Genomic DNA, 20,946 nt, shown 5'->3' with positions numbered 1-20,946 from the left:
TTCGGACGTACAGGAGACCCGGTGATTGTCACTCAAGGGCGAGCTGACGCTGCCCCTGATCCTTGCACTCCTCAGTGGCCGGCCGCTTCCGTTGCGTCGTTGCATGGCTGGAATCAGCCGCAATCCCAGCCCCTCTTACCGTGGATGAGGCAGTTGTCCCCTGTACAGGCCGAACTGTCGTGGGGGATCCAACTCGCCACGCGTCCACTGCCGCAGCTGGGTGCTGTGGATGTCGTGCAGGCAGGGCTCGGTGTTGGGCTTCGGGCGGTAGAGGCCGTCCGCAAGGGGGGACGGCCCGTGGGCCCGGTTCTCTGCTGCATCTCACACGCCCGGATTCACATCCCGGTCGAATCGGATACGGCATACCGTTGGCACGCACCCCAGACCGTATGTCGTGCAGGCGCGTGGGAGTGCACGGCTGTGGGCCCGACGATGACGTATTCACGCTGCTCAGGGGTCTGGTTGTTCCCGCCCGACAACCGTCGTGCGTGCACGGACGCTCCCACCCTCCTGCATTGGCTGTCCTTGACGCGGTCCGCCGGCGTCCGCAGCTTCGGAGAGCGGCGTGGCAGTTAGCGTCTCGGCGGTCGTCCTTCTGGGGATCATCACGTTCTTGCTCGTCAAGAAGGGCGGGTTGAAGGGCGGGCATGCCGTCGTCTGCACGATGTTCGGCTTCTACCTCGCCAGTTCCTCGCTTGCGCCGACGGTCTCGAAGGTCGTGGCGAGCCTCGCCCAGATGATCAGCTCGATCAAGGTCTAGTCGGCCCCCCCATCGGTGAGCCCCACGCTGGCAGGCCGCCCCCACTCTGCTTCGCAACTCCTTCGATCTCAGTGAAAGAACTGATGAGACACGAGATAGCCGTCGCGGTGCCCTTGGTCTGGGCCGCTGTGTCCGTCGCCGTCGTCGGACTGGCCGCGTGCTTCCGAGCCCGTGCCGCCCACTGGCAACAAAGAGGTCGCCGCACGGGATCAGGCCCTGCACCACATCGACCCCCGCGGCCTGAACTTTCGCCGGGGCCTCCTGATCAACGGGAGCCGGACGCTGCCCGTCCATCTGGAACCCCGGCGTCGGCCGAGCTGATTCGGGCCGGTGCCGCTGAGCCGGTGCTGCGCTGATCTGGTTCCCATATGCCCAGCTCAGCGCCCGTTGTCAGTGGTCCCTGGCAAGCTACGCGAGCACTGATGAGCACCCACGGCATGCAGGTGATCACAGTGGGTTACTACGGGATGAGTGGCTCGGCGAGTGAAAGGGCATCAAGGTGACCGATATGCCTGACGCACTCCACCGTTTGGTGGGGTCGGTAACCGACACCTACACCGTGGCGCGGGAACATCCCAGGCCGGGGGATATTCGTCCGTCCGTATGGGAGATCCACGCGCCAGGCGGCGAGAGGTGGTTCGCCAAGGTGCATGCGGGGCCGAAACTGCACGCCAGGGAGGTCAACGCCTACCGCAAGTGGACAGTCTCTCTCAAGACGGGCCGGGCGCCCGAGCTCCTCGCCTCGGACGCCGAGTCACGCACCGTCCTCCTCACCGCGGTGGCCGGGCACAGCCTCGACACGCTCCGACTGCCGACCGAGCAGGAGCGGAAGGCCTATGGGCAGGCGGGCGAGCTCCTCTCCCGGCAACATGCTGCGGCGGCTGCCGAACCTGGCGCAGACGTGCCTCAAGAGCAGTGGGACGAGACCGTCGCACGCCTGCTGCACTCTGCGGCCCCGTACATGCCGGAGCACGAGAGCTCGGTGGCACGTGCGCTCCTCGGAGAGGCTCCGCCGCGCCTGCCGCAGGTCGCCGGACACGGCGACTACATGCCCAAGAACTGGATGTGGGACGAGGCGGAGCAACTGCTGCGGATCATCGATTTCGAGCGAGCCGAAATGCAGCCCGCATGTCGTCGGGACCTCAGCCGTCTCCGCTACCGGGTCCTCGTTCAGCACCCTGATCTCGATGCCGCGTTTCACCACGGATACGGCCGGCCTCTCAGCGAGGAGGAGTTGGCCGCGTGCCGGGTGTACGGAGCCCTGGATGCGGTCGACTCGCTGACCTGGGGCGTCCAACACCACGACCGTGGTCTCGTCGACGAAGCGCACACCATGCTGGACAACCTGCGCCTTGAGCATCCCGGCCGCGTGTGGAGTGGGTGGCGGGCATGAACGCCTTCTCCGGAACTGCCTCTTACTACCGGCGCTTCCGCCCCGTGATCCCAGAAGAACTGGCACGGCTGCTCGATGAGGCGGCTCCCGAGACCTCGCCGCGACGCCTGCTGGACATCGGTACCGGTCCGGGCACCGTCGCCTACGCTCTCATGCCCTACTTCGATGACGTCTTCGCGATCGACGCGGACGCCGCGATGCTCGCCGAGGCCGAAGGAGTGCTCCGCCCCTGCCTCCCCCCGACACATCGGCTGCGCCTCTGGCACGGCCTTGCCGAGGACTTCGCGCCTCCGGGCGGATGGCTTCCGCAACTCGTGACCTGCGGACGTGTCTTCCACTGGCTGGACCAGCCCCGTTTGCTCGAACGGCTCGATGAGTACGTTGCCCCGGACGGCGCTGTCGCCGTGTTCAGCGACCGCAGTCTGTGGACCGCCGGCAGTACCTGGCAACGGGCCGCACGGGATGTCGTCCAGGAGTTCCTCGGCGAGGAACGGCGCGCAGGTGACGGCACCTTCGGCTCACCTGGCCCACCGTACGAGGAGGTGCTGCGCAGTTCCGCCTTCTCGGACGTGACCAGCACGGTCATCCCTGTGCGCCGACTATGGACGATCACGCAGGTCATCGGCTACCTGTACTCGACCTCGTTCGCATCACCGCGCCTGTTCGGCAACGACCGCCGCGCGTTCGAGGCGGGCCTCACCGAGAGGCTCACCCCGCTCACGGACGACGGGCACCTGTTGGAGGACAACGCCTTCACGGTGCTCACCGCTCGTCGACCTTCATCTACCAAGGATCGGCAATGGACGTGAACGACCCCGACTTCGGCGCGGCACTGATGGCTGATGTGCTGGAGGACAGGTACGGGCTCGTTGTCGGCGTGGTCGAGCCGGTGCACATGGGCACTGACACGATCAACCGGTGGGTCCTGACCGAGGACGGACGGCGGCTGTACGTCAAGGAGTACCGACCCACGTCAGTCCTGGTTGCGGCACGGAACGCCTGGGACATGTCGGAGTACTGTCGGGCCGCCGGGATCCCCGTCCCACGCGTATGGCCGGACGTGGACGGTGATCTCGTCACGATCGCCGAGGGCTGTGCCTGGGCGGTGACCGAGGAGGCGCCCGGAGGGGTGTCAAGTTCCGCGATGTCAGTTGCCCTGGCTGAACACCTCGGTGTCGTGATGGGGCGTATGCACCGTGCGCTCGCTGCCTACCCGATGCCGCAGAAGGTGCAGCACTCCCGTTGGCGGACGGGCAGCGTGGAAGACGCCGCGAAGAGGTGCAGCGGTGTGCTGACCACGGCGCTCGGACAGGGGCACGGTGATCTTGACCAATTACAGATGGACCTCGATCAGCGGCGAGAAGACCTGTACGAGCATGCGCACCGGTTGCGGGAGCGGCTGCCGAACGAGCTGGTGGAGCAGGCCCTGCACGCGGACCTCTCCCGAACCAATCTGATCGTCCTCGCCGATGCCGTCACCGGTGTCATCGACTTCCGTGGCACACGTGCCATGCCGGCCTGGGAACTGGGCAGGGCCGCTTTCGACCCCCGCACTGTGGCCAACAGCCCGGAGTGGATCGCCTGCGCGCTGGCGATGGTCCGCGCATATCTCGCCGAGAACCCGGGCCTCCCCGTGGGGGAGGTGCGGTCCTGTGCACGGATCGCGCTGCTGTACATGCTGTTCAGCTTCTACGGCGCCACGACCGCCGAATACGGGCTCCCGCCAGCCGCCGAGGCTGACCTGAAGCAGCACTGGCGGGAGCGGCAGACCACGATCCGGCTGCTGCTGAACCACCTCGACGAACTCGAAGACGCTCTATCCGACCTCTCAGCGGGCGGAAGCGGCTCGTGACGAACTCCCTCACCTCAGCCACGTCCACATGCACGCCAAAGGTCGGCTTACCCCTACCCACCCTCACGGAGACGTCTTGGACCACGCAGTGATCGGTCTACGCCAATCGTCCTCAACCGTCGGCGTGCACGCCATGCCCATGCCGCAGAGCGCCAAGGTGCAGGAGGGAAGGCGCTGATGACACAGTCGATGGAAGACACCCCATCCGTGACAGAGACAGAACAACCGGATGAGCAGCTGAAGTTCTTCGGACAAGGGGACCGTCGCCTCGAGGTGGCCAACGCGATCACGACGCGTGCCATGGCCCGCCGTATGCCGCAACTGATGCGGCGAGCCTTGGGACTCGGCTGGCAGGTGGATCGCAACTCCGTGATCGCTTTGCTTCTCTGTGAGGTGGCTTCCGGGGTATTGGAAGCCTTCGGGCTGGTCGCCACTACTGGCGTGATCAAGCCCGTGATCGCGTCCGGGCACCTGTCTGCGGACCAACTTCGGGCTGCGGCTCCCTCGCTGGCTGTGGTGGTCGGAGCCATTGGACTGCGTGCTCTGCTTGGTATCGCGAGCACGGCGCTCTCGGCACGACTCGCTCCCAGGATCTCCCGCGAAGCCGAACTGAAGTTGTTGGATGCCGCGACGCATGCGGAGCTGTCCGCGTACGACAACCCGGGGTACAACGACCGCTGGGATGCCGCTGACCGTGGCGTGGAGGTATCCCGTGATCTGCTCACACAGTGTCAGTACATCCTCGGAGCGGCCGCTTCGCTGATCGCGTCCTTCTGTGCCCTGACGGCTGTGCATCCGATCCTGCTGCCGTTGCTCATCCTCGCGGCGCTTCCCAAGGGCTTGGCGAGTGTCCGGGCAGCACGCGTCACGTACATCGCGTCGCGTACCACCGCGAAGGACCGTCGGCTGCTGGGGATGCTGCGCTGGTACCTCGTCGACAAGCAGACCTCGGACCAGATCCGGTCCGGGACGATGGCCGACTTCCTGATCGGCAGATACCGCGCCACCGGAGAGGAGATCGACAAGACCACCGACGAGGCCGCCCTGCACAGCGCCAAGATCTCGCTGCTTGGCGGCGCCGCGGGCGGCTTCGCCAGCGCAGTGGTCTGGGCGGCCCTCGGCCTGCTCGTGGTCACTGGACATATCACCGTGGCTGCCCTGGGCACCGCGTTCCTCGCCCTGGGCCGCGTCAGTACCAGCCTCGACGGGGTCATCGGCTACGGCGCCCAACTCTTCCGCACCGGTATGTACCTGGATGACTGGGCCGACTTCATCGACGAAGCCGGCGGCCACCGCATCAACCGTGGTACCGAGACCCCCACCGGCCCCACGGTCGTACGCGCCGAGAACATCACCTTCCGATACCCCAGCGCCGACCGGCCCGCCCTCGACGGGGTCTCCCTGGAAGTCCGACGTGGCGAGGTCCTGGCGCTCGTGGGCGAGAACGGATCAGGCAAGACCACCCTCAGCAAACTCCTGTCGGCGCTGTACCTTCCCGATCACGGACTGATCGCCTGGGACGGCACCGACACCAGGACCATCGACGCACACGCCGCCTGGTCACGGGTCGCCGTAGTGCCGCAGAACTTCGCATGCTGGCCACTCTCCGCGCGGGAGAACATCAACCTGGGTCAGCCTACGGACGAGGGGGACGAGCGTGTCCTCAACGCTGCTCGGGCGGCTGGCGCCGACGAGGTCATTGACGATCTCCGCAGCGGCCTGAACACGCTACTAGCCAAGGAGTGGTGGGGCGGGCAGGAACTGTCCGGCGGACAGTGGCAACGCATCGCGATCGCGCGAGCCTTCCACCGCCCGGCCGGCCTGCTTGTCCTGGACGAGCCGACCGCGGCACTGGACCCGAGAGCCGAACACCGCATCTTCTCCGGCCTACGCAGTCACGCCGCAGACCGCGCCGTCGTCCTCGTCACCCATCGCCTCACCAATGTGGCCGTCGCCGACCGCATCGTGGTCCTCAACAAGGGGCGGGTCGTCCAGAGCGGCACGTTCGCCGAACTCCTGGCGGACCACGGCGGCCTGTTCCGCGAGTTGTGGGAGCTGCAGAACGAGCGAACGGGACAGGTCCCTGCCCCGACGTCTCCGGAACGCACTGTGGCGCCCAACCAGCACGTCCTATTTTGACCCTTCTGGAAGAGTGCAATGACATCGACCGTCATACCGGCTGAGGCCGCGGACTGGGCCCGAGGCTATGTGGGAAGGCACGCCGCCTGGCCGCTGCCGACCGATCTGAGCGGGGCTCGGACGTGGCGCATGTCCTCGCCACAGGGCCTCATCGACCTCCGGCTCACGCGCACGGACAACGACTTCCGTCGGGAGATCTACGCACACCGGCACGCCATCCGTCGTCTCGGTCCCAGCCACAGCTCACGCCTGCTCGCTGGCGAGCCCAGACTCAGGAGCTTGCTGACCGTGCAGCCCAGGGGATGGCGTGTCGAGAACGCAAAGCTCCAGCAACTGCCGCGAGTTCACGAGGACGCAGGTCAGCTACTGCGAGTGCTGCACGACAGTGCTGGTCGCACTCAGAAAGCGTGCATCCAAGCGAGACGGGCGACCGAGCTGTACGTGCAGCGCATCCGTGCCATGGTCCGCCAAATCAGTGGAATGCCGACCATGGCACAAGCCAGCGCCGTTGAGAGTTCCGCGTCCATGGTGCTGGAACACGTTCGGGAGTTGCCGGCCGCCTTCTGCCATGGCACGTTCGGTCCCGCAGCCTGGGAGTGGAGAAGCCAGTCCCAGGCCCTGTCCCTCACAGGGTTCGGCCGGTCGCAGATCATGGCTGCCGTCATCGATTTCGCGCGGCCGGCACTGTTGTGGGCCCGGCAGCCAAACCTGCGTGACTGGTTCTTCAAGGGGTACTGTCGGGTGCTCTCGGAGTCCGAGCTGCTTGTTCTCGAGCACATGTCGGTGCTGGCTGCGGGCGAGGACCTGGTTCACGCGATCCATTTGCGTGACCGCGAGTTGATCGCAGCAGCGGCTGCTTCCCTCCGCCAGGCCGTCGACCAAACCGGGATCGGGCTCGGCAACGCTTCGGCGGCCCCTGTTGAGGTGCAGTAGCGGTGACTCGAAGTGCGCTGGTACGTCGGTGTCGCAACAGGTCGACAGTGGATCGCGTTGTTCGGCTGGACCTCGCGCCCCTGGCCCGGAAGCGCCGTAGGAGTGCCAGACGTACTCGCGGACGGTCAACGTCGTGTCGGCGGCGGGCACCTCGCCCTCATGGCTTATCTCCACAGAGGGGTCGTTTGCATCTTGCTTGTAACCATCCTGTCCGGCGAGGCAACTCGCTTGCCGCCAAAGCAGTCACATGAATAGCATCTCATTCACTATCGCGAACTTAATGTTGCTTCGGCGCATCGGGGGCCTGGCGTGACGTTGATGATGGCGGTGGCAGCCGTCTGGGGTGTGCTGCAGCTGTTCGCCGTTTCCGGGCCGACGCGTTCGGTGCGATTATCGACCGTGCTGCTGGCACTCGCGGTGGGCGTGTACGGGTGCGGCGTGGCGACAGCGTTGGTGCAACTTGCCTACACCCGCCTCTACGCGGACCAGTCGGGACAGTCCCTGGCGACGGTGGTGAACACCACCAGCTACACGGTGGCTCCCTGGGTGGAGGAACTGATCAAGGTCTCCCCGCTGCTGCTGGTCGGGTTGAGTCCGAAGCTTCGCCGCCAGTGGGGGCTGACCGACTTCGTGGTGTTGGGCGCGGCTCTCGGCGGCGGGTTCGGGCTGCTGGAGTCGGTACTGCGGTACGGCCTGGACGCACACAGGGCGTTGGTCCGTGATGGGGGCTGGATCATCCCCGACAGTCTGTCCCCGCCCTATGTGCCGGGCCCAGGACAGGTGTTCACGGCCTGGCTCCCGGCGCCGTTCAGCCAGGCGGACTTGACGGGACCTCCCGGCACTCAGACCTTCTCTCACCTGGTGTGGACGGCGCTGGCCGGCTTCGGGGTTGGGCTTCTGTGGCGCGGACGGGGTTGGACGCGTCTGTTCTCGATACTCCCGATCACGGCCGCTGTCATCCCTCACACGGTGAACAACTACGCGGCCCAGAAGCCCACCAGTCACGCCACGCAGTGGCTCGAAACCCTGGACACGAGGGCGTGGGCGGCGCCGCTCGTGTGCCTGGCCATCGCCATGGTCGTCGACCTGCGTCAGATCTACCGCGGGAAGCGCACCATGCCGGGCGTACTTCTTGCTTCTGAAAGAGCTGACGGCGACAGCGCGGGAGCACTGCTGCGGTACGCGGCCTGGCGTCTGCCGTGGAGCGCGCTGATCGCACTGCGCTATGTCAGGGTCCGGCGTTCATTGCTGTATGCAGCCGCGTCGGCGCCGCCCGACGCCACCGAGGAACTCCGCCGCGCGGTCGCCGGGATCACTGCCCGGATGGACGCGTCCGACAACCAACGTGCCTGGCAGAGGGTGGACATCCGGGAACTGCAGAAGGGCATCCGAGCGGTCCGCGGTTCTCGACGACGATGGCTGCTGCTGATTCCGTGCGTGCTCGTGCTTCCCTCGGTTCTGTTCCTGGTTGTCGGTTCGTTCACCCCGACTGCCGGCCTTCAGAAGTTCTTCAGCACCGGTCCAGGGCCGAAGATTCTCATGGGCTTCGGCATCATCGCCCTGGCCTGGATCGCCTACCAGCTCATCACCCTGTTGCGGACCTGGCGGACAGCGTCGGTCCAGCCGATGGGGGAGCTGTTGGCGGCGCACCGCTTCCGTGTCGCGACCGCGCTGGGGGCGGCGACCACCGGCGCGCTATTGCTGTGGCGGGGGTTCGGCAGCGCGGGCCCCGGCGGCAGGGCGATCCACACGTTCCATCTCCTCGATGCGCTGAACACGTTCCTGGTCTACCTCGGCTTCGCCCTCCTCCTGCTCTCCCTGCTCGCCCTGTTCCCTCCCGCGGGCCTCGCGCTTGCTGGGGGCGGAGTTGCCGGTGCAGTCACGGCCGAAGCCATCCTCAACGCCGGCGTCCTCGGGACGGCCGGTGTCGTGCTGATGGCGGTCGGGGCAGGGGAAGCCGGTCCTGGTGAGTCGAGCGGAGGGAAGCGCGGCGAAGTCCCGCAGTGGCTGCGTGACAAGTGGAACGAGGGACGGCAGTTCAACGAAGACAACTGGCCGCGCTACCCGGCAAACGAGGTCTACCTGGAAAACGGGAAAGTCCTGGACTCGTACCGGCCCGGAAAGGAGATCGTATCGCGCAAGCAGACACAGATATGGAAGATCAAGCCGGACACGTTCAGGAACTATCTGCGTGAGATCAACCAGAAGTACAAGGCGGGAACAAAGATCCCGGACACGCCAAAGGCGCGCAGGGAATACCCGCAGCTGATCGGAAAACCCCTGAAGGGTAAGTACTATCTGGAAGTCCCGGTTCAGTCCCAGCCTGTGCCAGAATGGGCACTCAAGGAAGCGGTGGACCATAACGTGATAATCCGGGACGTGCAGGGCTTCGTCTACCGGCTACCGAAGGGCACGGGCTGAATCAGCAATGAACTGGACCTACTGCGAGCAGTGGAACAACCTCACCGAGGCGCCCATGAACCCGCTGACGCCCGAACAGGCGCAAGCCAGGCATGCGTCCGGCCAGTTGTACACCGCTGTTGCCTTCCCCGACGATCACCCCGTCGCGACGTTGCGCGTGGAAGTCCGCCTGGAAACGGGGTACACCTCGGTCATTTTCATGGATGAGCAGGGCCGCGACTCCCTCGACTACACGTTCACTCTCGTCAACGGCTCTCTCTTCCTGGAAACAGCAACCTCATACGGCTACGGCGATTCGCCGGAGCGAGGCGGATATGCGGACGCGGAACGCACGGAATCCTACGAGTTCACCACCGACGGAATCATGCGGCGCACTGTAGAGGTCGATGGCGAGGAATCAAAGGAAAGCCGTCAGGGCATTGACGTCGCCAGCAACTGGGAGTCAGTTCCCAACTTCGGTGCTTACGATGCACTGATCCGACGCGACCGTTCTTGATCTGCCGGACGGCAAGTTGAAAACGGCGAGCCTCCTGGCCGCCAGCGGCGTCGCCACCATGGACGAAACGATGGCCGCAAGCTCCCTGGCTGCGACATCTACGGGCACGACGTGACCACGTGGGCCGGCTACGAAACCCCTGGCGGGTGCCCGGGAGTTGCGCATGGTGACCTATGCCGCCCAGCACGCGGCCAGCAACCAGCAGTGGCAAGCCGAGGCTCAGCACCGCGTTGACTGCCTCCGCGGTCACAGCGGATTGCGTCCGTGGCACTGGACGGGGTTTTTGTAGCGGCCTTCACGTAGGCCCGCATCAGCGCCGAGTTCCCCCGCGCGCCCGTCATCCTCTCCGTGTACGGTCCGTGGACTCGTGCTCTTGTCAGCGCAGTGTCGCGAAGGTGGTGGCGGCGACCAGGGTTCCGAGGGCGGTACCGGCGATGACTTGCGCGGGGGTGTGGTCGCGCAGTTCGATGCGCGACCAGCCGACGAGTGCCACAGGGGCGTACCCGAGAAGCATCCAGGGGCCGTATGCCTGCGCGAGCATGATCACGGCTCCGGCGGAGACGGCGCCGTGCACGCTGATCTTCCAGGCGGTGGTGATGGCGAGGATGGCCACCAGAGTAGCGAGCATCGCTGCTGTCAGGGCGATCATCTCCTGCGGGGCGCTGAAGACGATCATCAGCGTCATGCCGATGATGACCGAGGCCATAATGCCGGGGATGACGATCAGGCGGTCCTGCCTTCTGCGTACGTGCCTGTCGCCCCAATACCCTCGGCGCTCGCCGAACTTGATAAAGAGGATGGGGATGACGCCGCAGAACACGGCGCCGAGAAGTCCCCAGCCGACTCCGGCGAAGCGTCCGGCATGCCATCCGATCAACACGGTGACCGCGATGATCCAGTTCTTCGGTTCGAGCCCATCGGTGAGCACCCGCGCTATGCGGGACTCGGCGGTGGTGCGGGGGGCGGTGGCGCTGGTCATGCTGCTTCCTGGTGCTGGGGGTGCGGCGTGGCGTGGGCGTGCGCATCCGCGAAAGCTTGGACGAGTGGGTGTGTGTGGTACGCCGCGCTGACCTGGGAGAGCCAGCGCAGCTCGTTGTCCGGATCGAGGTCGACGGCACCGGGGGTGGGGTGGGGTAGCCCCTTGAGTGGGCCGTAACCCAGCTGCGCTCGCTTGGACGCGGCGGCGAGCCAGCACGCTTCAGCGACTGCCTCCATAGCCTCATCGGCTAGCCCGGATGCCGCGGCCTTTTTGCGGGCCTCGGTTTTGAGCGCGGTGGGAACGTACTCCCGCAAGGTGACGGAAGCGTCGTTGATCTCGATGATCCGGCGGTGTAGGCGAAGGCTGATGCGGTGCCTTTGGATCGGGGCCTTGAGTACAACGTGGGGGGTGCTCGCGGAGAGGCCCTGCCACAGAGGCGCGAGGCGGCGCAGGGCACACACGTTGTGGAGGGTCTGCAGCATGACTGGAATGGGTGGGAGGCAACTACCGAGAAGGATGAGCAGGATGGCGACCGTCTTCAGCACCGTCGAAAGAGCGTTTTCCGTGTTCTTGCTGTCGGTTTGGTCGTGGCCGAGGGCCAGAAGAACCAGGAAGACGGCGCGTTGGGCGGAGTAGGCGATACCGACGGCAGTTCCCGCTCCCAGGATGCGGAGCCCACTACGCAGCCATCCTGATGGAGCGATTCGGCTCGCACTGAGAAAGAGCCATGTCGCTACCGTCATGGCTGTACCGATGTACAGGACGAAGACGGTCATGTAGATCGTGGGGGAAGCGGAACCGCTGCTCTCCTCGAAGAAGTCCATGGATTCGTGCATACGCGGGGACAACGCGAAGAAAACGATCATGGCGGCCATGGCGCTGAGTGTCATGCTGCGCCGCACGCTCCCGGGTAGGAAGCCGCGCGGGCGAACCACTGCGATGACGAATTCCAGGACGGCGCTGGAGGCCACTACACCGAAGAGGTGCTTAATCAAGGTAGCCAGACTGTTCACCCCCGTGGCGCTGTCCACGGCATGGGCCAGCGCGGGAATCGCGAACGTCATGGCAACCGCGAGGGCCGCGAAGGCGCCCCACAGCGTGCGCTGCTTCCGTGAGTTGGTCGCGGAAGGAAGGCGCCAAATAGCCACCACCCAGAGCAGACCGGCGGTCGCGGTCTGGTGTGACAGGTTCATGAGCGGCGGTCCTTCACGGGGTGACCGAGAGCGTCGTCAAGGCGGGCCAGCACGTCGTTCCGGCCGCTCGCGTATGGATCAGGGGAGAGGTCCTCGATGAGTTCGTCGAGGAGGGAGGCGGCGAGTTCGGCATCGCGTTCCTGGGCCGTGTCGTAACTGGTGCGGCCGAACGCGCTCTGGACCGCCTCGCGGTCGATCTCGCTCGGCAGAACGTCGGCGAACGCCTGGATGTCCATGCTCATGCGGTGGCCGAGCAGGATATGCGCGGTCTCGTGCTTGAGCACCTGAGCGCGATGACGCCGGCTGATGCCTCGGAGGTGGAAAAGGTGGTCCTCGCTCTCGAAAGCCAGCCACACTCCGCACGGGGCGCCTGTTACGTCCACGTCAGGTAGCTCATGCACGTGAAGGGGGCGCTTGCGGTGCACTGAGAGGCGCCGGAGGAATTCATCGATGTCGAACGGCTTGGGGAAGATCATTCCCCTGAGCTGCGTTTCGCATATTGCCCGCAGCTGTTCCTCGTGCCGGGCTCGGCGCCTTCTGAACATGGGTCGTTCCTTATCCTGCCGCCGCTGCCCTCTGAGCAGCATGATCAAGAAGGCAGGTTCGTAAAATCGCACACGAAGCTGGCACCCAGGGCTATCCCTGGGTGCCAGGAGTAGTGAACACGACAGATGGTTTCATATGCCAATCGCCCCCTCGTTGCTGAGGGTTCGGGAAATGATCATCTTTCCCAAGTGGGCAAATTACTCGGACTGTTGGCTGTCCAGCCCTTCCAGTTTTCTGGCCTGCTCGATGACGGTCTTGATCATTCGGAGACTGTCGGCCGACAGGCCATTCGCTCGGAAAGCGATGCCGCGTACGTCGTTGTCCTTGATCGCGGTCAGCAGCTCCTGGGCCGCCTGAAGGTGATCGTTCTCGTCGCTGGCCACCGAAGCGGCGGGGCTGTCCTCCATGTCGTGCCGCTGACTGGCGGCTTCGCCTTCGTCGTCCAGGAAGTAGGTGGCAGGCACTTTGAAGAACCGGGCCAGCGCCTTGAGTGTGTTGACCGTCGGATTGGGCTTGGCGCCCGATCGCAACTGCGCGATGGCGCTGAGCGAGATCGTGGTTCCCTCGGGGCCGGCCGCGTCGGCGACCCCCTGGACGATTTGCGGGTTGGTGTAGGGCTTGCCGCTCGGTGAGAGCCTGGTTGCGATGAGGTGGTTCAGCTTGGCGGCCACCGAGGAGCGCCCGGCGCTGCTGTGGGTTCTCGCCATGCCTGTAGGTCCTCTGTCGCGTTGATGCCGAAGCTTCGGCACTGAAGTGTATTCCATGATGCACCCCAGCCACTGTGTTGGTTGCACTTTAGTGGTTGGTTGGTTCGATCACTGGAGTGTATGTTCTCCCTGTCGGACACTTCAGTGATGGAAGAGGGGGGTATCGATGGCGCTTAGTGCCCGATCGGGCTGACGCCCATAGGGGTGCTCGTGTGACCGGCGCCCGGGAGCTTGCGACTCCTGGGCGCCGGACCGGCACCCCGAAGGACACCGATTCACATCTCGCGGGCGGCGGGGCTTTTGCACGAGAACCGCCGCACCGCGCTCCTACGAACAACGGAGTATCGCATGCACGTCATGCCGAGCGGAATCCCGGCATGCCCGGACGCAGCCCGCCAGCACCGCCTCGCGGCCCAGCTCGCCGACATGATCCCTGGAGCGGCCACCGTCCGCGTCAGCCTCACCGAACCCAGGCAAGCGTGGCCCCACCTGAACGCCATCGTGAAGGACGTGGACGGGGACGCGATCGAGCTGAGCCGGACGACGGCCAGGGTCGCGGCCCGCTGGGTCCTGCGGGTGTGGCCGGGCGTGGACTGGAGCCGGCCCCGCACCTTCGACCTCGCCGCCGCGCCTCTCACCCGCAGCGACCTCGTCGCCGCCGTCGGCCGGGGTTGCTGACATGGCGCGGATCCGAACCATCAAGCCGGAGGCATTCTTCTCCGAGTCGCTCGCTGAGGTGAGCGTCGAGGCCGAACGGACCTTCTTCGGCCTCCTCACCCAGGCCGACGACCAGGGCCGCCATCGCGACAACGCCGCGATCGTCGCGGGCTTGCTCTGGCCCCTGCGGGCCGAGCACACCTCGGTCCACGTCGAGGATGACCTTCAGCAGCTCGCCAATGCCGGACTGCTCTGCCGGTACACCGGCTGCGACGGAAGGCGCTACCTCCACGTCGTGACCTGGTCCGAGCATCAGAAGATCGACAAGCCCAGTCAGTCGCGACTGCCCTCCTGCCCACAGCATCACACGGCGGACCGCTGCGGCCCCTGCAAGGGGACCTGCGCCAAGCGCACCGAGGCGTCGCCGATCCCTACCCGAGGGCTCGCCGAGACTTCGCCGAGTACTCCCCGAGCCCTCGATCTGCCCGCACATCCCGCTCCCATGCCGCCCGTCCCCCGAAGCGAGGCCCCGACAGCCCAACAGGACGCCGTCGTCGGCCCAGCCGGCACCCCTGACCACATCGGCAAGAAAACCGGAGGTCAGACGGCATTCCCCGAAGACTCCCTGAAGGCTCCCCGAAACCTCGGAGAGGGCTTGGCGCCTGGATCTAGGATCTTGGATCCTGGATCTTCATTCCCTACGGGGCGCACAGCGCCCGCCACCCCCGTCTCAGCCAACCAGCTCGTCGGCGAGTACATCGCCGCCTGCGACGAGCGCCCACCCAGCGAGGTGATCGGTCACCTCGGGCGGATCGCGAAGAAGCTCCTGGCAGAGGGGATCGCCCCGGAGTACATCAGGGCAGGGCTGCAGAACTTCGCCGCCAACCCCAAGCACCCGAGCGTGCTGGCCAGCATGGTCAACGAGGCCATGAACTCACGCTCCGCCGGTTTGGCGCGGCCGGGAATCCGGCCTACCGTGCCCGCTCACCAGGCGTGGACCAACCCGATCGACGCTGTCGCCGCCTACGCCGAGGAGCTGTGATGCGCACCCAAACCCGCGACCCGCAGACCCTCGGCAACGCCGGCACCCTGGACCGGATGGCCCGAATCCTGGCCGCCCGAGACATCGACCCGGCCGCCATCGCTGCGCTGGCAGACGAACCTGAACCCTTCTCCCCGCTGGACGCCCTGTTGGCCGGGATGCCGCCGCGCTACCAGGGCGCGGTGGCCGACCATCCGCAGGTCCTGGCTTGGGTCCGCGACGTCGCCCGGCAGGCTGCGGCTCCCAGCCTGGGAGCCCGGCGGCAGGTGACCACCGGCCCGAGCCTGCTGATGGCCGGGGTGGTCGGCGTCGGCAAGACCCACCAGGCGTACGGCGCGGTCCGACGACTGGTGCAGAGCGGCGTCGGCGTGCGCTGGCGCGCGACCACCGCCGCTGACCTGTACGCCGACCTGCGCCCCCGTGCCGGGGTGGACAGCGAGCGGGAGCTGGCGGCCGTCAGCCGCTGCCCGCTGCTGATCATCGACGACCTCGGCGCGGCGAAGGCCAGCGAATGGGTCGAGGAAGTGACGTACCGGCTGATCAACCGCCGGTACAACCACATGCTCCCGACGCTGATCACCACCAACCTGGCGATCAAAGACCTCCGGGCCTACCTTGGCGACCGCGTCACCTCCCGACTCGCGCAGATGACCACCCGGGTCGAGTTCGAGCCGGTCGACCGCAGACGCCACCGCACGGCCGCCTGACCTGGCCGCAGGCCGCCACGCCGGGCCGCGCCCCAACGCGCCGCCCCTCGCACCTCCCGACCCAGCGCACCCCTCCGCCGACGCCCCTGCGCGCGGAGAGCGATCGGAGCAATCCGCATGACCCCCACGACGATCCCCCCTGCCCGCCACCGGTTGCTCGGCGACCACACCTGGCAGGACCAGGCCGTCTGCCAAAGCACCGAGTACAACCCGGTGGACCCCGAAATCTTCTTCCCCGAGCCCGACGAGACCGCCAAGATCACCACTGCGAAGTCACTGTGCGGCCAGTGCCCGGTCCGCCGCACCTGCCTCGACGCCGCTCTCGAAGGCGGCGACACCCACGGCATCCGGGGAGGAATGACGGAGGAGGAACGCGCGCCGCTGCACGAGAAGCTCGCCAGCCGCCTCGACTACAGCCGCGTCAACGCCACCGTCGCCGGGCGCGACGTCCACCTCACCAAGTCCGAACGCCGCGCGGTGGTCCACGCCGCCTACCGGCACGGCCTGTCCGAACAGCGCCTGGCCTGGCTCCTGAAGATCACCGAGGAACACGCCCAGAAGCTGTACCGCGAGACCCGCCGAGCCCTTCGCAACCGAGACCTGAAGAATTCCACGAAGGCCACCGCGCCCCCCGAGACCGACGGCGAGCGCTTGGGCCGCGACGACTTCGGGACGGCGGCGTGACCATCGCGAGCACGCCCAAGACGGCGCACATCACCGGATGGGACCGCGCGGTCGTCATCGCCCTCGGCGGCGCGGGATGTGCCCTGAGCTACGACGCTCTCCAGCAGATGGCCGTTGCCATCCACGTTCGCGGTCTCCTGACCTACCTCTTCCCGCTGGTGATCGACGGGTTCATCGCCTACGGCGTCCGGGCCCTGCTGGTCCTGCGAGAAGCGTCCCTGCGCGCCCGGCTCTACGTCTGGACGCTCTTCGGTACGGCCACCGCCGCCAGCATCTGGGCCAACGCGCTGCACGCGGTCAGGCTCAACGAGGAATCCTCCTCGGTCACCGGGTTGAGGCTCGGGGACACAGTGGTCGCGGTGCTGTCCACCATCGCCCCGCTCGCCCTGGCCGGAGCGGTCCACCTCTACATCCTCATCGCACGGGGGCCGGTCAAGGACAGTGGCCGAGGTGGCCGAGGTGACCGCGATGACCTCGGTCAGGCCGGTCAGCGCGGTCAGGCCGAGCGCATCCCGGTCACTCGGACTGACCGGGCCGGTCAGCCGCAGACCCACCCCGGTCAGGTCAGCGCCGGACAGCCGGTCAGCGCCCTGACCGACAGGCCCCGGCTGTCCCTGGACAAGGGTCACCCGGCAGCCCGGACATCGACCGTGGACCGCGCCCCGGCGGACACCACCCGCCCGGACATCGGTCGCCTCGACAGGGGGACCAAGGCCGCTGACCTGGCCGGACAGCCGGACACCGTCCCGGCGGTCAGCGACCGACCGGCTGGCACCGAGCCGGTCACAGGTCACCCGGACAGGCTCCCGCCGGCCACTGACCGGTCGGTCACCCCCTCGCCGGTAACTGACCCGGACACCCGGACGACTGGTGGCCGGCGATCTGACCCGGACACCGAGGCGCTGCTGGAGATCGCCCGGTCAGCGGTCAGGGCCGAGGACAAACTGACCCGCAAGGTGGTCGCCCAGGCGATCCGAGGTCAGCAGATCCCGCTGTCCAGCGACACGCTGACCGCCCTGATGGTCCAGCTCCGCCAACAGCACGGACAGCCCGCCTCCTCCTCCCGGAGCTGACCGGACAGCACGGGGTCGGGTGACCGAGCCGGACACCTCGGCCGGTCACCCGACCTCGGTCACGCGCCCCACGACTTCCTGAAGCGAACCGGAGAGCACCGCCATGCGCACGAACCCTGCCACACCGGCCGAGGTCGACTCCTGGCTGACGGTCCTGCACCAGCTCGGCCACCTCCACCGCGCCGAAGCCGGACCCGACAACACCTGGACCGTGCAACGACGCCCACACACCCGCCCCTGGACCCTCCACCACCCGGTCCTCGCCATGGACTGGATCGAGGAAGTCGTCCGCGACGTCCACCAGCACGACCCGGAGACGAGCCCGTGACCTCCGACGACCCGGCAGCCACCACGTCCGGACAGCAGCGTGACCCCACGACGGCTCCTGGCGGAGCAAGTTGTCGCATACGACGGTCCTACGGCCCGTCGTATGCACTTGCCCCCGCCCAGGGGGGCGGGCGAAGTCCGGCTGGTCCCCGAGCGAGGGCGCACGGGGACCAGCCGGACTCCCGGCACCAGGGGGCGCCGGTCGTGGAAGGAGAAGCAGACGACCGCGCCCCGCGCGAGCAGCCGAGCCCGAGCCAACCTGCGTTCCCCGACCGAAAGCCACGCCGCCGCACCCGCAACCCGAGCCAGCGCACCCACAAGACGACGACTCGGCTCTCCGACACCGAGAAGACCGAGATCACCGCCGCCGCCAAGCAGCGCGCCGTCACCGTCGCCCGATTCCTCGCCGCCGCCGGCCTCGCTGTCGCCCGCGGTTCGACCACCGTGCACACCAACGAACAGCTCGACGCCGCCATCGACGAGCTGGTCGCCCTGCGCACCGCCATCTCCCGTGTCGGCAACAACATCAACCAGATCGCCTTCGTCTACAACGCCGGAGGGAAGCCCCTTCCCGGCGAACTCGACCGCGCCCTGACGACCGTGAACCGCGTCCTGACCCGCGTGGACGACGCGGCCGACATCCTGGTGAAGAAGCGCCTCTGATGGTCCCCAAGATCCGACGCGGCTCGCGCACCCATGGGCTGCTCGTCTACCTGTACGGCCCCGGGAAGCGCGACGAGCACACCGACCCCCATCTCGTCGGCAGTTGGGACGGCTTCGCCCCTGACCCCGGCCGTGACACCAGCCCCGACCCCGACCCCAAGGTCACCTTGGCCCGGCTTGCCGCCGCTCTGGACCTGCGGGTCAAGCAGGCCGGCGACAAGGCGCCGGCCCAGCACGTCTGGCACTGCTCGGTGCGTACCGACCCGGGCGACCGGACCCTGACCGACGACGAGTGGAACATGGTCGCCCGCCGCCTGGTCCACGCGGTCAACCTCGCCCCCGAAGGCGATCCTGACGGCTGCCGCTGGGTCGCGGTGCGCCACGCTGACGACCACATCCACATCCTCGCCACCATGGTCCGAGGCGACCTGCGCCGCCCGAGGATGAACTACGACTTCAAGAAGGCCCAGGCCGAATGCCGCCGCATCGAACAGGAGATGGGCCTGCGTCGGCTCAAGCCGGGCGACGGCACCGGAGCCAAGACGCCCACCAGCGCCGAGCGCTTCAAAGCGGAGCGGGTCGGCCGACCCGAGACACCGCGCGAGACGCTGCGCGAAGCCGTCCGCCAGGCCGTCGCCGGAGCCGCCAGCGAAGCCGAGTTCTTTACCCGCCTTCGTGAGGCGGGCCTGCGCGTCAAGCTCCGGCACGCCCCCTTCGGTGACGTCCTCGGCTACACGGTCGCGCTGCCCGGGGACCGCAACCGTGACCGCGAGCCGGTCTGGTTCGCGGGCTCGACCCTGGCCCCCGACCTTTCCTATCCGAAGATCCAGCGCCGCCTCGCCGACGGAACCCCCGACGAGGCCCCGCTGCCGGAAGCAGACAGCGGCCGGTTGAACTGGTCGCCTCCCGCACGGGGGCGACGCACCGCGACCGGGATCGCCGAGCGCGCCGCAGTCCTCCTGGACAGCGACGACGACGAAGCCGCAGCCCAACTCGTCGGAGTCGGCGAACTCCTGGACGCCGTCGCCCAGACCTCCCCGGCCGCCACCCGCGCCGAACTTGGCGCCGCCGCACGCTCCTTCGAACGCGCCACCCGCAGCCACGTCCGAGCCGAACGCGCCGACACCCGGGCGATCCGCTCGGCGGCCCGGGGCATCATCCAGGCCGGAGGCGCGCTCGGCCGAGGAGAAGACGGCGGCACCACCGCCATGCTCGTCTCCACCCTCGTCCTGGTGGCGCTGGCCGCAGCACGCTGGCACTCCGCACGCGGTCACGCCCAGCAGGCCGAAGCGTCCTGGCAGGCCGCCGAGCACCTTCGCGCCGCCTACCGCCAGGCCGCCGCCGCACCCATGCAGGCCCTGCGCGACCAGGGCCGAGCCTTGCCCGAAGCCCAGCGCCGTACCTACGAGACCACCATCCGCGCCGCCCTGCCCGAGAACGGCACGCGATCCAACACGAACACGAAGAACGACGCCCTGGCAGCCACCCTGGCCCAGGCCGAGCAGGCAGGCCACGACCCGAAGGCCCTCCTGCAGGAGGCCATCGCCATGCGCGAACTCGACACGGCCGAGGACGTGAACGACGTCCTGGTCTGGCGACTGCGCCGCCTCGCCCAGCTCCCCGCCCACCCGGGCGAAGCCGCTCGACGCCCGCACGTCGGCACCAGTCGCGCCACGCCTCCGGCCAACCGGACCGGCGTCCGGACCACGCCCCCGGCCTCGCCGAGGCCCGCCGCACCGGATCCGCGCAGCCGCCCGCCGCACCGCTGACCAGCAGTCCGGCAGGCCCGCCACCGGCCTGCCGGACTGCGCGAAACACCTGGACAACCGGCTCCACCGGCTGTTACGGATGAAGAGAAGGCCCTCGACCGGGAGATGACGCTCGTGCTCAGAACGACCGACCACCACGTAGAGCTGATCCCCGTCCTGCCCGCCGCCCCCGCCGAAAGCTATCCGCTGCCGCAACTCCGGTACGAGACGCAGCCGCCCAGCGGACCCGGCGCAACGCGCTGCCTCAGCCACCCATCGGAGCTGTCCCTCCGCGGGATCCCCGTGATGTGCTCGGCCTGCCGGGCCCGGCGCGACTGGCTGCTCATCAACCACGGCCGTGACGTCTGGGTCCGCTGCCGCTGCAGCAACCAGTGGCTCGAGCCCGAGATCAGCCGCGGCCTCTTCGACGCCATGATCGCCATCCCGGACGGGACGACCTACCCCAGCGTCGAACAGGGCTTGATCGCACTCGGCTTCGACGGCGCCTTCGCCGGCACCTACCTGGAGTAGAGCAGCGCGGTTCCGTTCTATGCACCAGCAGCGAACACCGCTTGCGTAGCATGCTGTCGGCCCCCGGACGCATCCGGCGAGGCCGACAGGACGCG

At 67.5% G+C, this 20,946-nt stretch carries 21 protein-coding genes; 17 read left to right on the top strand and 4 right to left on the bottom strand.

The window, feature by feature from the left end:
* Positions 1 to 565: 565 nt before the first annotated feature.
* From ACWD5D_RS34295 to ACWD5D_RS34260, 8 genes are all read left to right on the top strand, one after another.
* The gene (locus ACWD5D_RS34295) at positions 566 to 760 is read left to right on the top strand and encodes a hypothetical protein (RefSeq protein ID WP_451376704.1); all 195 of its coding nucleotides are present in this window, start codon (positions 566 to 568) and stop codon (positions 758 to 760) included.
* A 508-nt stretch (positions 761 to 1,268) separates the two neighbouring features.
* Complete coding sequence (locus ACWD5D_RS34290) at positions 1,269 to 2,153, top strand: aminoglycoside phosphotransferase family protein (RefSeq protein WP_451376703.1); 885 nt, start codon at positions 1,269 to 1,271, stop codon at positions 2,151 to 2,153.
* Complete coding sequence (locus tag ACWD5D_RS34285; RefSeq protein WP_451376702.1) at positions 2,150 to 2,962, top strand: class I SAM-dependent methyltransferase; 813 nt, start codon at positions 2,150 to 2,152, stop codon at positions 2,960 to 2,962. The genes ACWD5D_RS34290 and ACWD5D_RS34285 overlap by 4 nt, the downstream gene beginning before the upstream one ends.
* Positions 2,953 to 4,005, top strand: a complete 1,053-nt coding sequence (locus tag ACWD5D_RS34280) for a phosphotransferase enzyme family protein (protein WP_451376701.1) — start codon at positions 2,953 to 2,955, stop codon at positions 4,003 to 4,005. The genes ACWD5D_RS34285 and ACWD5D_RS34280 overlap by 10 nt, the downstream gene beginning before the upstream one ends.
* Before the next feature lie 177 nt (positions 4,006 to 4,182).
* A complete protein-coding gene (locus tag ACWD5D_RS34275) occupies positions 4,183 to 6,144 on the top strand; it encodes an ABC transporter ATP-binding protein (protein ID WP_451376700.1) in 1,962 nt (653 codons plus the stop codon).
* A gap of 279 nt (positions 6,145 to 6,423) precedes the next feature.
* The gene (locus ACWD5D_RS34270; protein ID WP_451376699.1) at positions 6,424 to 7,077 is read left to right on the top strand and encodes a hypothetical protein; all 654 of its coding nucleotides are present in this window, start codon (positions 6,424 to 6,426) and stop codon (positions 7,075 to 7,077) included.
* Positions 7,078 to 7,395: 318 nt separating this feature from the next.
* Positions 7,396 to 9,498 carry an RNase A-like domain-containing protein gene (locus ACWD5D_RS34265; protein ID WP_451376753.1) on the top strand — a complete coding sequence of 701 codons (2,103 nt, stop codon included), beginning with the start codon at positions 7,396 to 7,398 and terminating at the stop codon, positions 9,496 to 9,498.
* Positions 9,499 to 9,505: 7 nt separating this feature from the next.
* Complete coding sequence (locus tag ACWD5D_RS34260; RefSeq protein ID WP_451376698.1) at positions 9,506 to 9,994, top strand: hypothetical protein; 489 nt, start codon at positions 9,506 to 9,508, stop codon at positions 9,992 to 9,994.
* 376 nt (positions 9,995 to 10,370) lie between these two features.
* Here the strand turns inward: ACWD5D_RS34260 and ACWD5D_RS34255 are convergent, their stop codons facing one another.
* From ACWD5D_RS34255 to ACWD5D_RS34240, 4 genes are all read right to left on the bottom strand, one after another.
* The gene (locus ACWD5D_RS34255) at positions 10,371 to 10,973 is read right to left on the bottom strand and encodes a hypothetical protein (RefSeq protein ID WP_451376697.1); all 603 of its coding nucleotides are present in this window, start codon (positions 10,971 to 10,973) and stop codon (positions 10,371 to 10,373) included.
* Positions 10,970 to 12,166 (bottom strand): MAB_1171c family putative transporter, encoded by a 1,197-nt coding sequence (locus ACWD5D_RS34250; RefSeq protein ID WP_451376696.1) that lies wholly within the window; start codon positions 12,164 to 12,166, stop codon positions 10,970 to 10,972. Before ACWD5D_RS34250 ends, ACWD5D_RS34255 begins: the two co-directional genes overlap by 4 nt.
* Entirely contained in the window at positions 12,163 to 12,450 is a 288-nt protein-coding gene (locus tag ACWD5D_RS34245) for a hypothetical protein (RefSeq protein ID WP_451376695.1), read from the bottom strand. Before ACWD5D_RS34245 ends, ACWD5D_RS34250 begins: the two co-directional genes overlap by 4 nt.
* Before the next feature lie 459 nt (positions 12,451 to 12,909).
* Positions 12,910 to 13,419, bottom strand: a complete 510-nt coding sequence (locus tag ACWD5D_RS34240) for a helix-turn-helix domain-containing protein (RefSeq protein ID WP_451376694.1) — start codon at positions 13,417 to 13,419, stop codon at positions 12,910 to 12,912.
* Positions 13,420 to 13,767: 348 nt separating this feature from the next.
* Here ACWD5D_RS34240 and ACWD5D_RS34235 point away from each other — a divergent pair, with 348 nt between their 5' ends.
* The 9 genes from ACWD5D_RS34235 (at position 13,768) to ACWD5D_RS34195 (ending at position 20,851) form a co-directional block, all read left to right on the top strand.
* Positions 13,768 to 14,097: a transcriptional regulator gene (locus tag ACWD5D_RS34235; protein WP_451376693.1), complete on the top strand. Its 330-nt coding sequence runs from the start codon at positions 13,768 to 13,770 to the stop codon at positions 14,095 to 14,097.
* Position 14,098: 1 nt separating this feature from the next.
* On the top strand, positions 14,099 to 15,118 hold the full coding sequence (locus ACWD5D_RS34230) for a hypothetical protein (protein ID WP_451376692.1): 1,020 nt from the start codon (positions 14,099 to 14,101) through the stop codon (positions 15,116 to 15,118).
* Positions 15,118 to 15,825 (top strand): ATP-binding protein, encoded by a 708-nt coding sequence (locus ACWD5D_RS34225; protein WP_451376691.1) that lies wholly within the window; start codon positions 15,118 to 15,120, stop codon positions 15,823 to 15,825. The genes ACWD5D_RS34230 and ACWD5D_RS34225 overlap by 1 nt, the downstream gene beginning before the upstream one ends.
* Before the next feature lie 117 nt (positions 15,826 to 15,942).
* Positions 15,943 to 16,509: a WhiB family transcriptional regulator gene (locus ACWD5D_RS34220; RefSeq protein WP_451376690.1), complete on the top strand. Its 567-nt coding sequence runs from the start codon at positions 15,943 to 15,945 to the stop codon at positions 16,507 to 16,509.
* A complete protein-coding gene (locus tag ACWD5D_RS34215) occupies positions 16,506 to 17,582 on the top strand; it encodes a DUF2637 domain-containing protein (protein WP_451376689.1) in 1,077 nt (358 codons plus the stop codon). The genes ACWD5D_RS34220 and ACWD5D_RS34215 overlap by 4 nt, the downstream gene beginning before the upstream one ends.
* A 103-nt stretch (positions 17,583 to 17,685) precedes the next feature.
* Complete coding sequence (locus ACWD5D_RS34210) at positions 17,686 to 17,910, top strand: hypothetical protein (protein WP_451376688.1); 225 nt, start codon at positions 17,686 to 17,688, stop codon at positions 17,908 to 17,910.
* Between the two features lie 203 nt (positions 17,911 to 18,113).
* Positions 18,114 to 18,572: a plasmid mobilization protein gene (locus tag ACWD5D_RS34205; protein WP_451376687.1), complete on the top strand. Its 459-nt coding sequence runs from the start codon at positions 18,114 to 18,116 to the stop codon at positions 18,570 to 18,572.
* On the top strand, positions 18,572 to 20,341 hold the full coding sequence (locus ACWD5D_RS34200; RefSeq protein ID WP_451376686.1) for a relaxase/mobilization nuclease domain-containing protein: 1,770 nt from the start codon (positions 18,572 to 18,574) through the stop codon (positions 20,339 to 20,341). Before ACWD5D_RS34205 ends, ACWD5D_RS34200 begins: the two co-directional genes overlap by 1 nt.
* Positions 20,342 to 20,446: 105 nt before the next feature.
* The gene (locus ACWD5D_RS34195) at positions 20,447 to 20,851 is read left to right on the top strand and encodes a hypothetical protein (RefSeq protein ID WP_451376685.1); all 405 of its coding nucleotides are present in this window, start codon (positions 20,447 to 20,449) and stop codon (positions 20,849 to 20,851) included.
* Positions 20,852 to 20,946: the final 95 nt, after the last annotated feature.

This window comes from Streptomyces sp. NPDC002520 (genome assembly GCF_053595235.1).
The sequence above is the reverse complement of the archived record's forward strand: the minus strand, read 5'-3'. Positions and strand labels throughout refer to the sequence as shown.

Bases quoted from the DNA above. Each gene is read 5' to 3' on its own strand.
- ACWD5D_RS34290 (WP_451376703.1), top strand. From the start codon at position 1,269: ATGCCTGACGCACTCCACCGTTTGGTGGGGTCGGTAACCGACACCTAC.
- ACWD5D_RS34285 (WP_451376702.1), top strand. From the start codon at position 2,150: ATGAACGCCTTCTCCGGAACTGCCTCTTACTACCGGCGCTTCCGCCCC.
- ACWD5D_RS34280 (WP_451376701.1), top strand. From the start codon at position 2,953: ATGGACGTGAACGACCCCGACTTCGGCGCGGCACTGATGGCTGATGTG.
- ACWD5D_RS34275 (WP_451376700.1), top strand. From the start codon at position 4,183: ATGACACAGTCGATGGAAGACACCCCATCCGTGACAGAGACAGAACAA.
- ACWD5D_RS34265 (WP_451376753.1), top strand. From the start codon at position 7,396: ATGATGGCGGTGGCAGCCGTCTGGGGTGTGCTGCAGCTGTTCGCCGTT.
- ACWD5D_RS34260 (WP_451376698.1), top strand. From the start codon at position 9,506: ATGAACTGGACCTACTGCGAGCAGTGGAACAACCTCACCGAGGCGCCC.
- ACWD5D_RS34255 (WP_451376697.1), bottom strand. From the start codon at position 10,973: ATGACCAGCGCCACCGCCCCCCGCACCACCGCCGAGTCCCGCATAGCG.
- ACWD5D_RS34250 (WP_451376696.1), bottom strand. From the start codon at position 12,166: ATGAACCTGTCACACCAGACCGCGACCGCCGGTCTGCTCTGGGTGGTG.
- ACWD5D_RS34240 (WP_451376694.1), bottom strand. From the start codon at position 13,419: ATGGCGAGAACCCACAGCAGCGCCGGGCGCTCCTCGGTGGCCGCCAAG.
- ACWD5D_RS34235 (WP_451376693.1), top strand. From the start codon at position 13,768: ATGCACGTCATGCCGAGCGGAATCCCGGCATGCCCGGACGCAGCCCGC.
- ACWD5D_RS34230 (WP_451376692.1), top strand. From the start codon at position 14,099: ATGGCGCGGATCCGAACCATCAAGCCGGAGGCATTCTTCTCCGAGTCG.
- ACWD5D_RS34225 (WP_451376691.1), top strand. From the start codon at position 15,118: ATGCGCACCCAAACCCGCGACCCGCAGACCCTCGGCAACGCCGGCACC.
- ACWD5D_RS34220 (WP_451376690.1), top strand. From the start codon at position 15,943: ATGACCCCCACGACGATCCCCCCTGCCCGCCACCGGTTGCTCGGCGAC.
- ACWD5D_RS34210 (WP_451376688.1), top strand. From the start codon at position 17,686: ATGCGCACGAACCCTGCCACACCGGCCGAGGTCGACTCCTGGCTGACG.
- ACWD5D_RS34200 (WP_451376686.1), top strand. From the start codon at position 18,572: ATGGTCCCCAAGATCCGACGCGGCTCGCGCACCCATGGGCTGCTCGTC.
- ACWD5D_RS34195 (WP_451376685.1), top strand. From the start codon at position 20,447: ATGACGCTCGTGCTCAGAACGACCGACCACCACGTAGAGCTGATCCCC.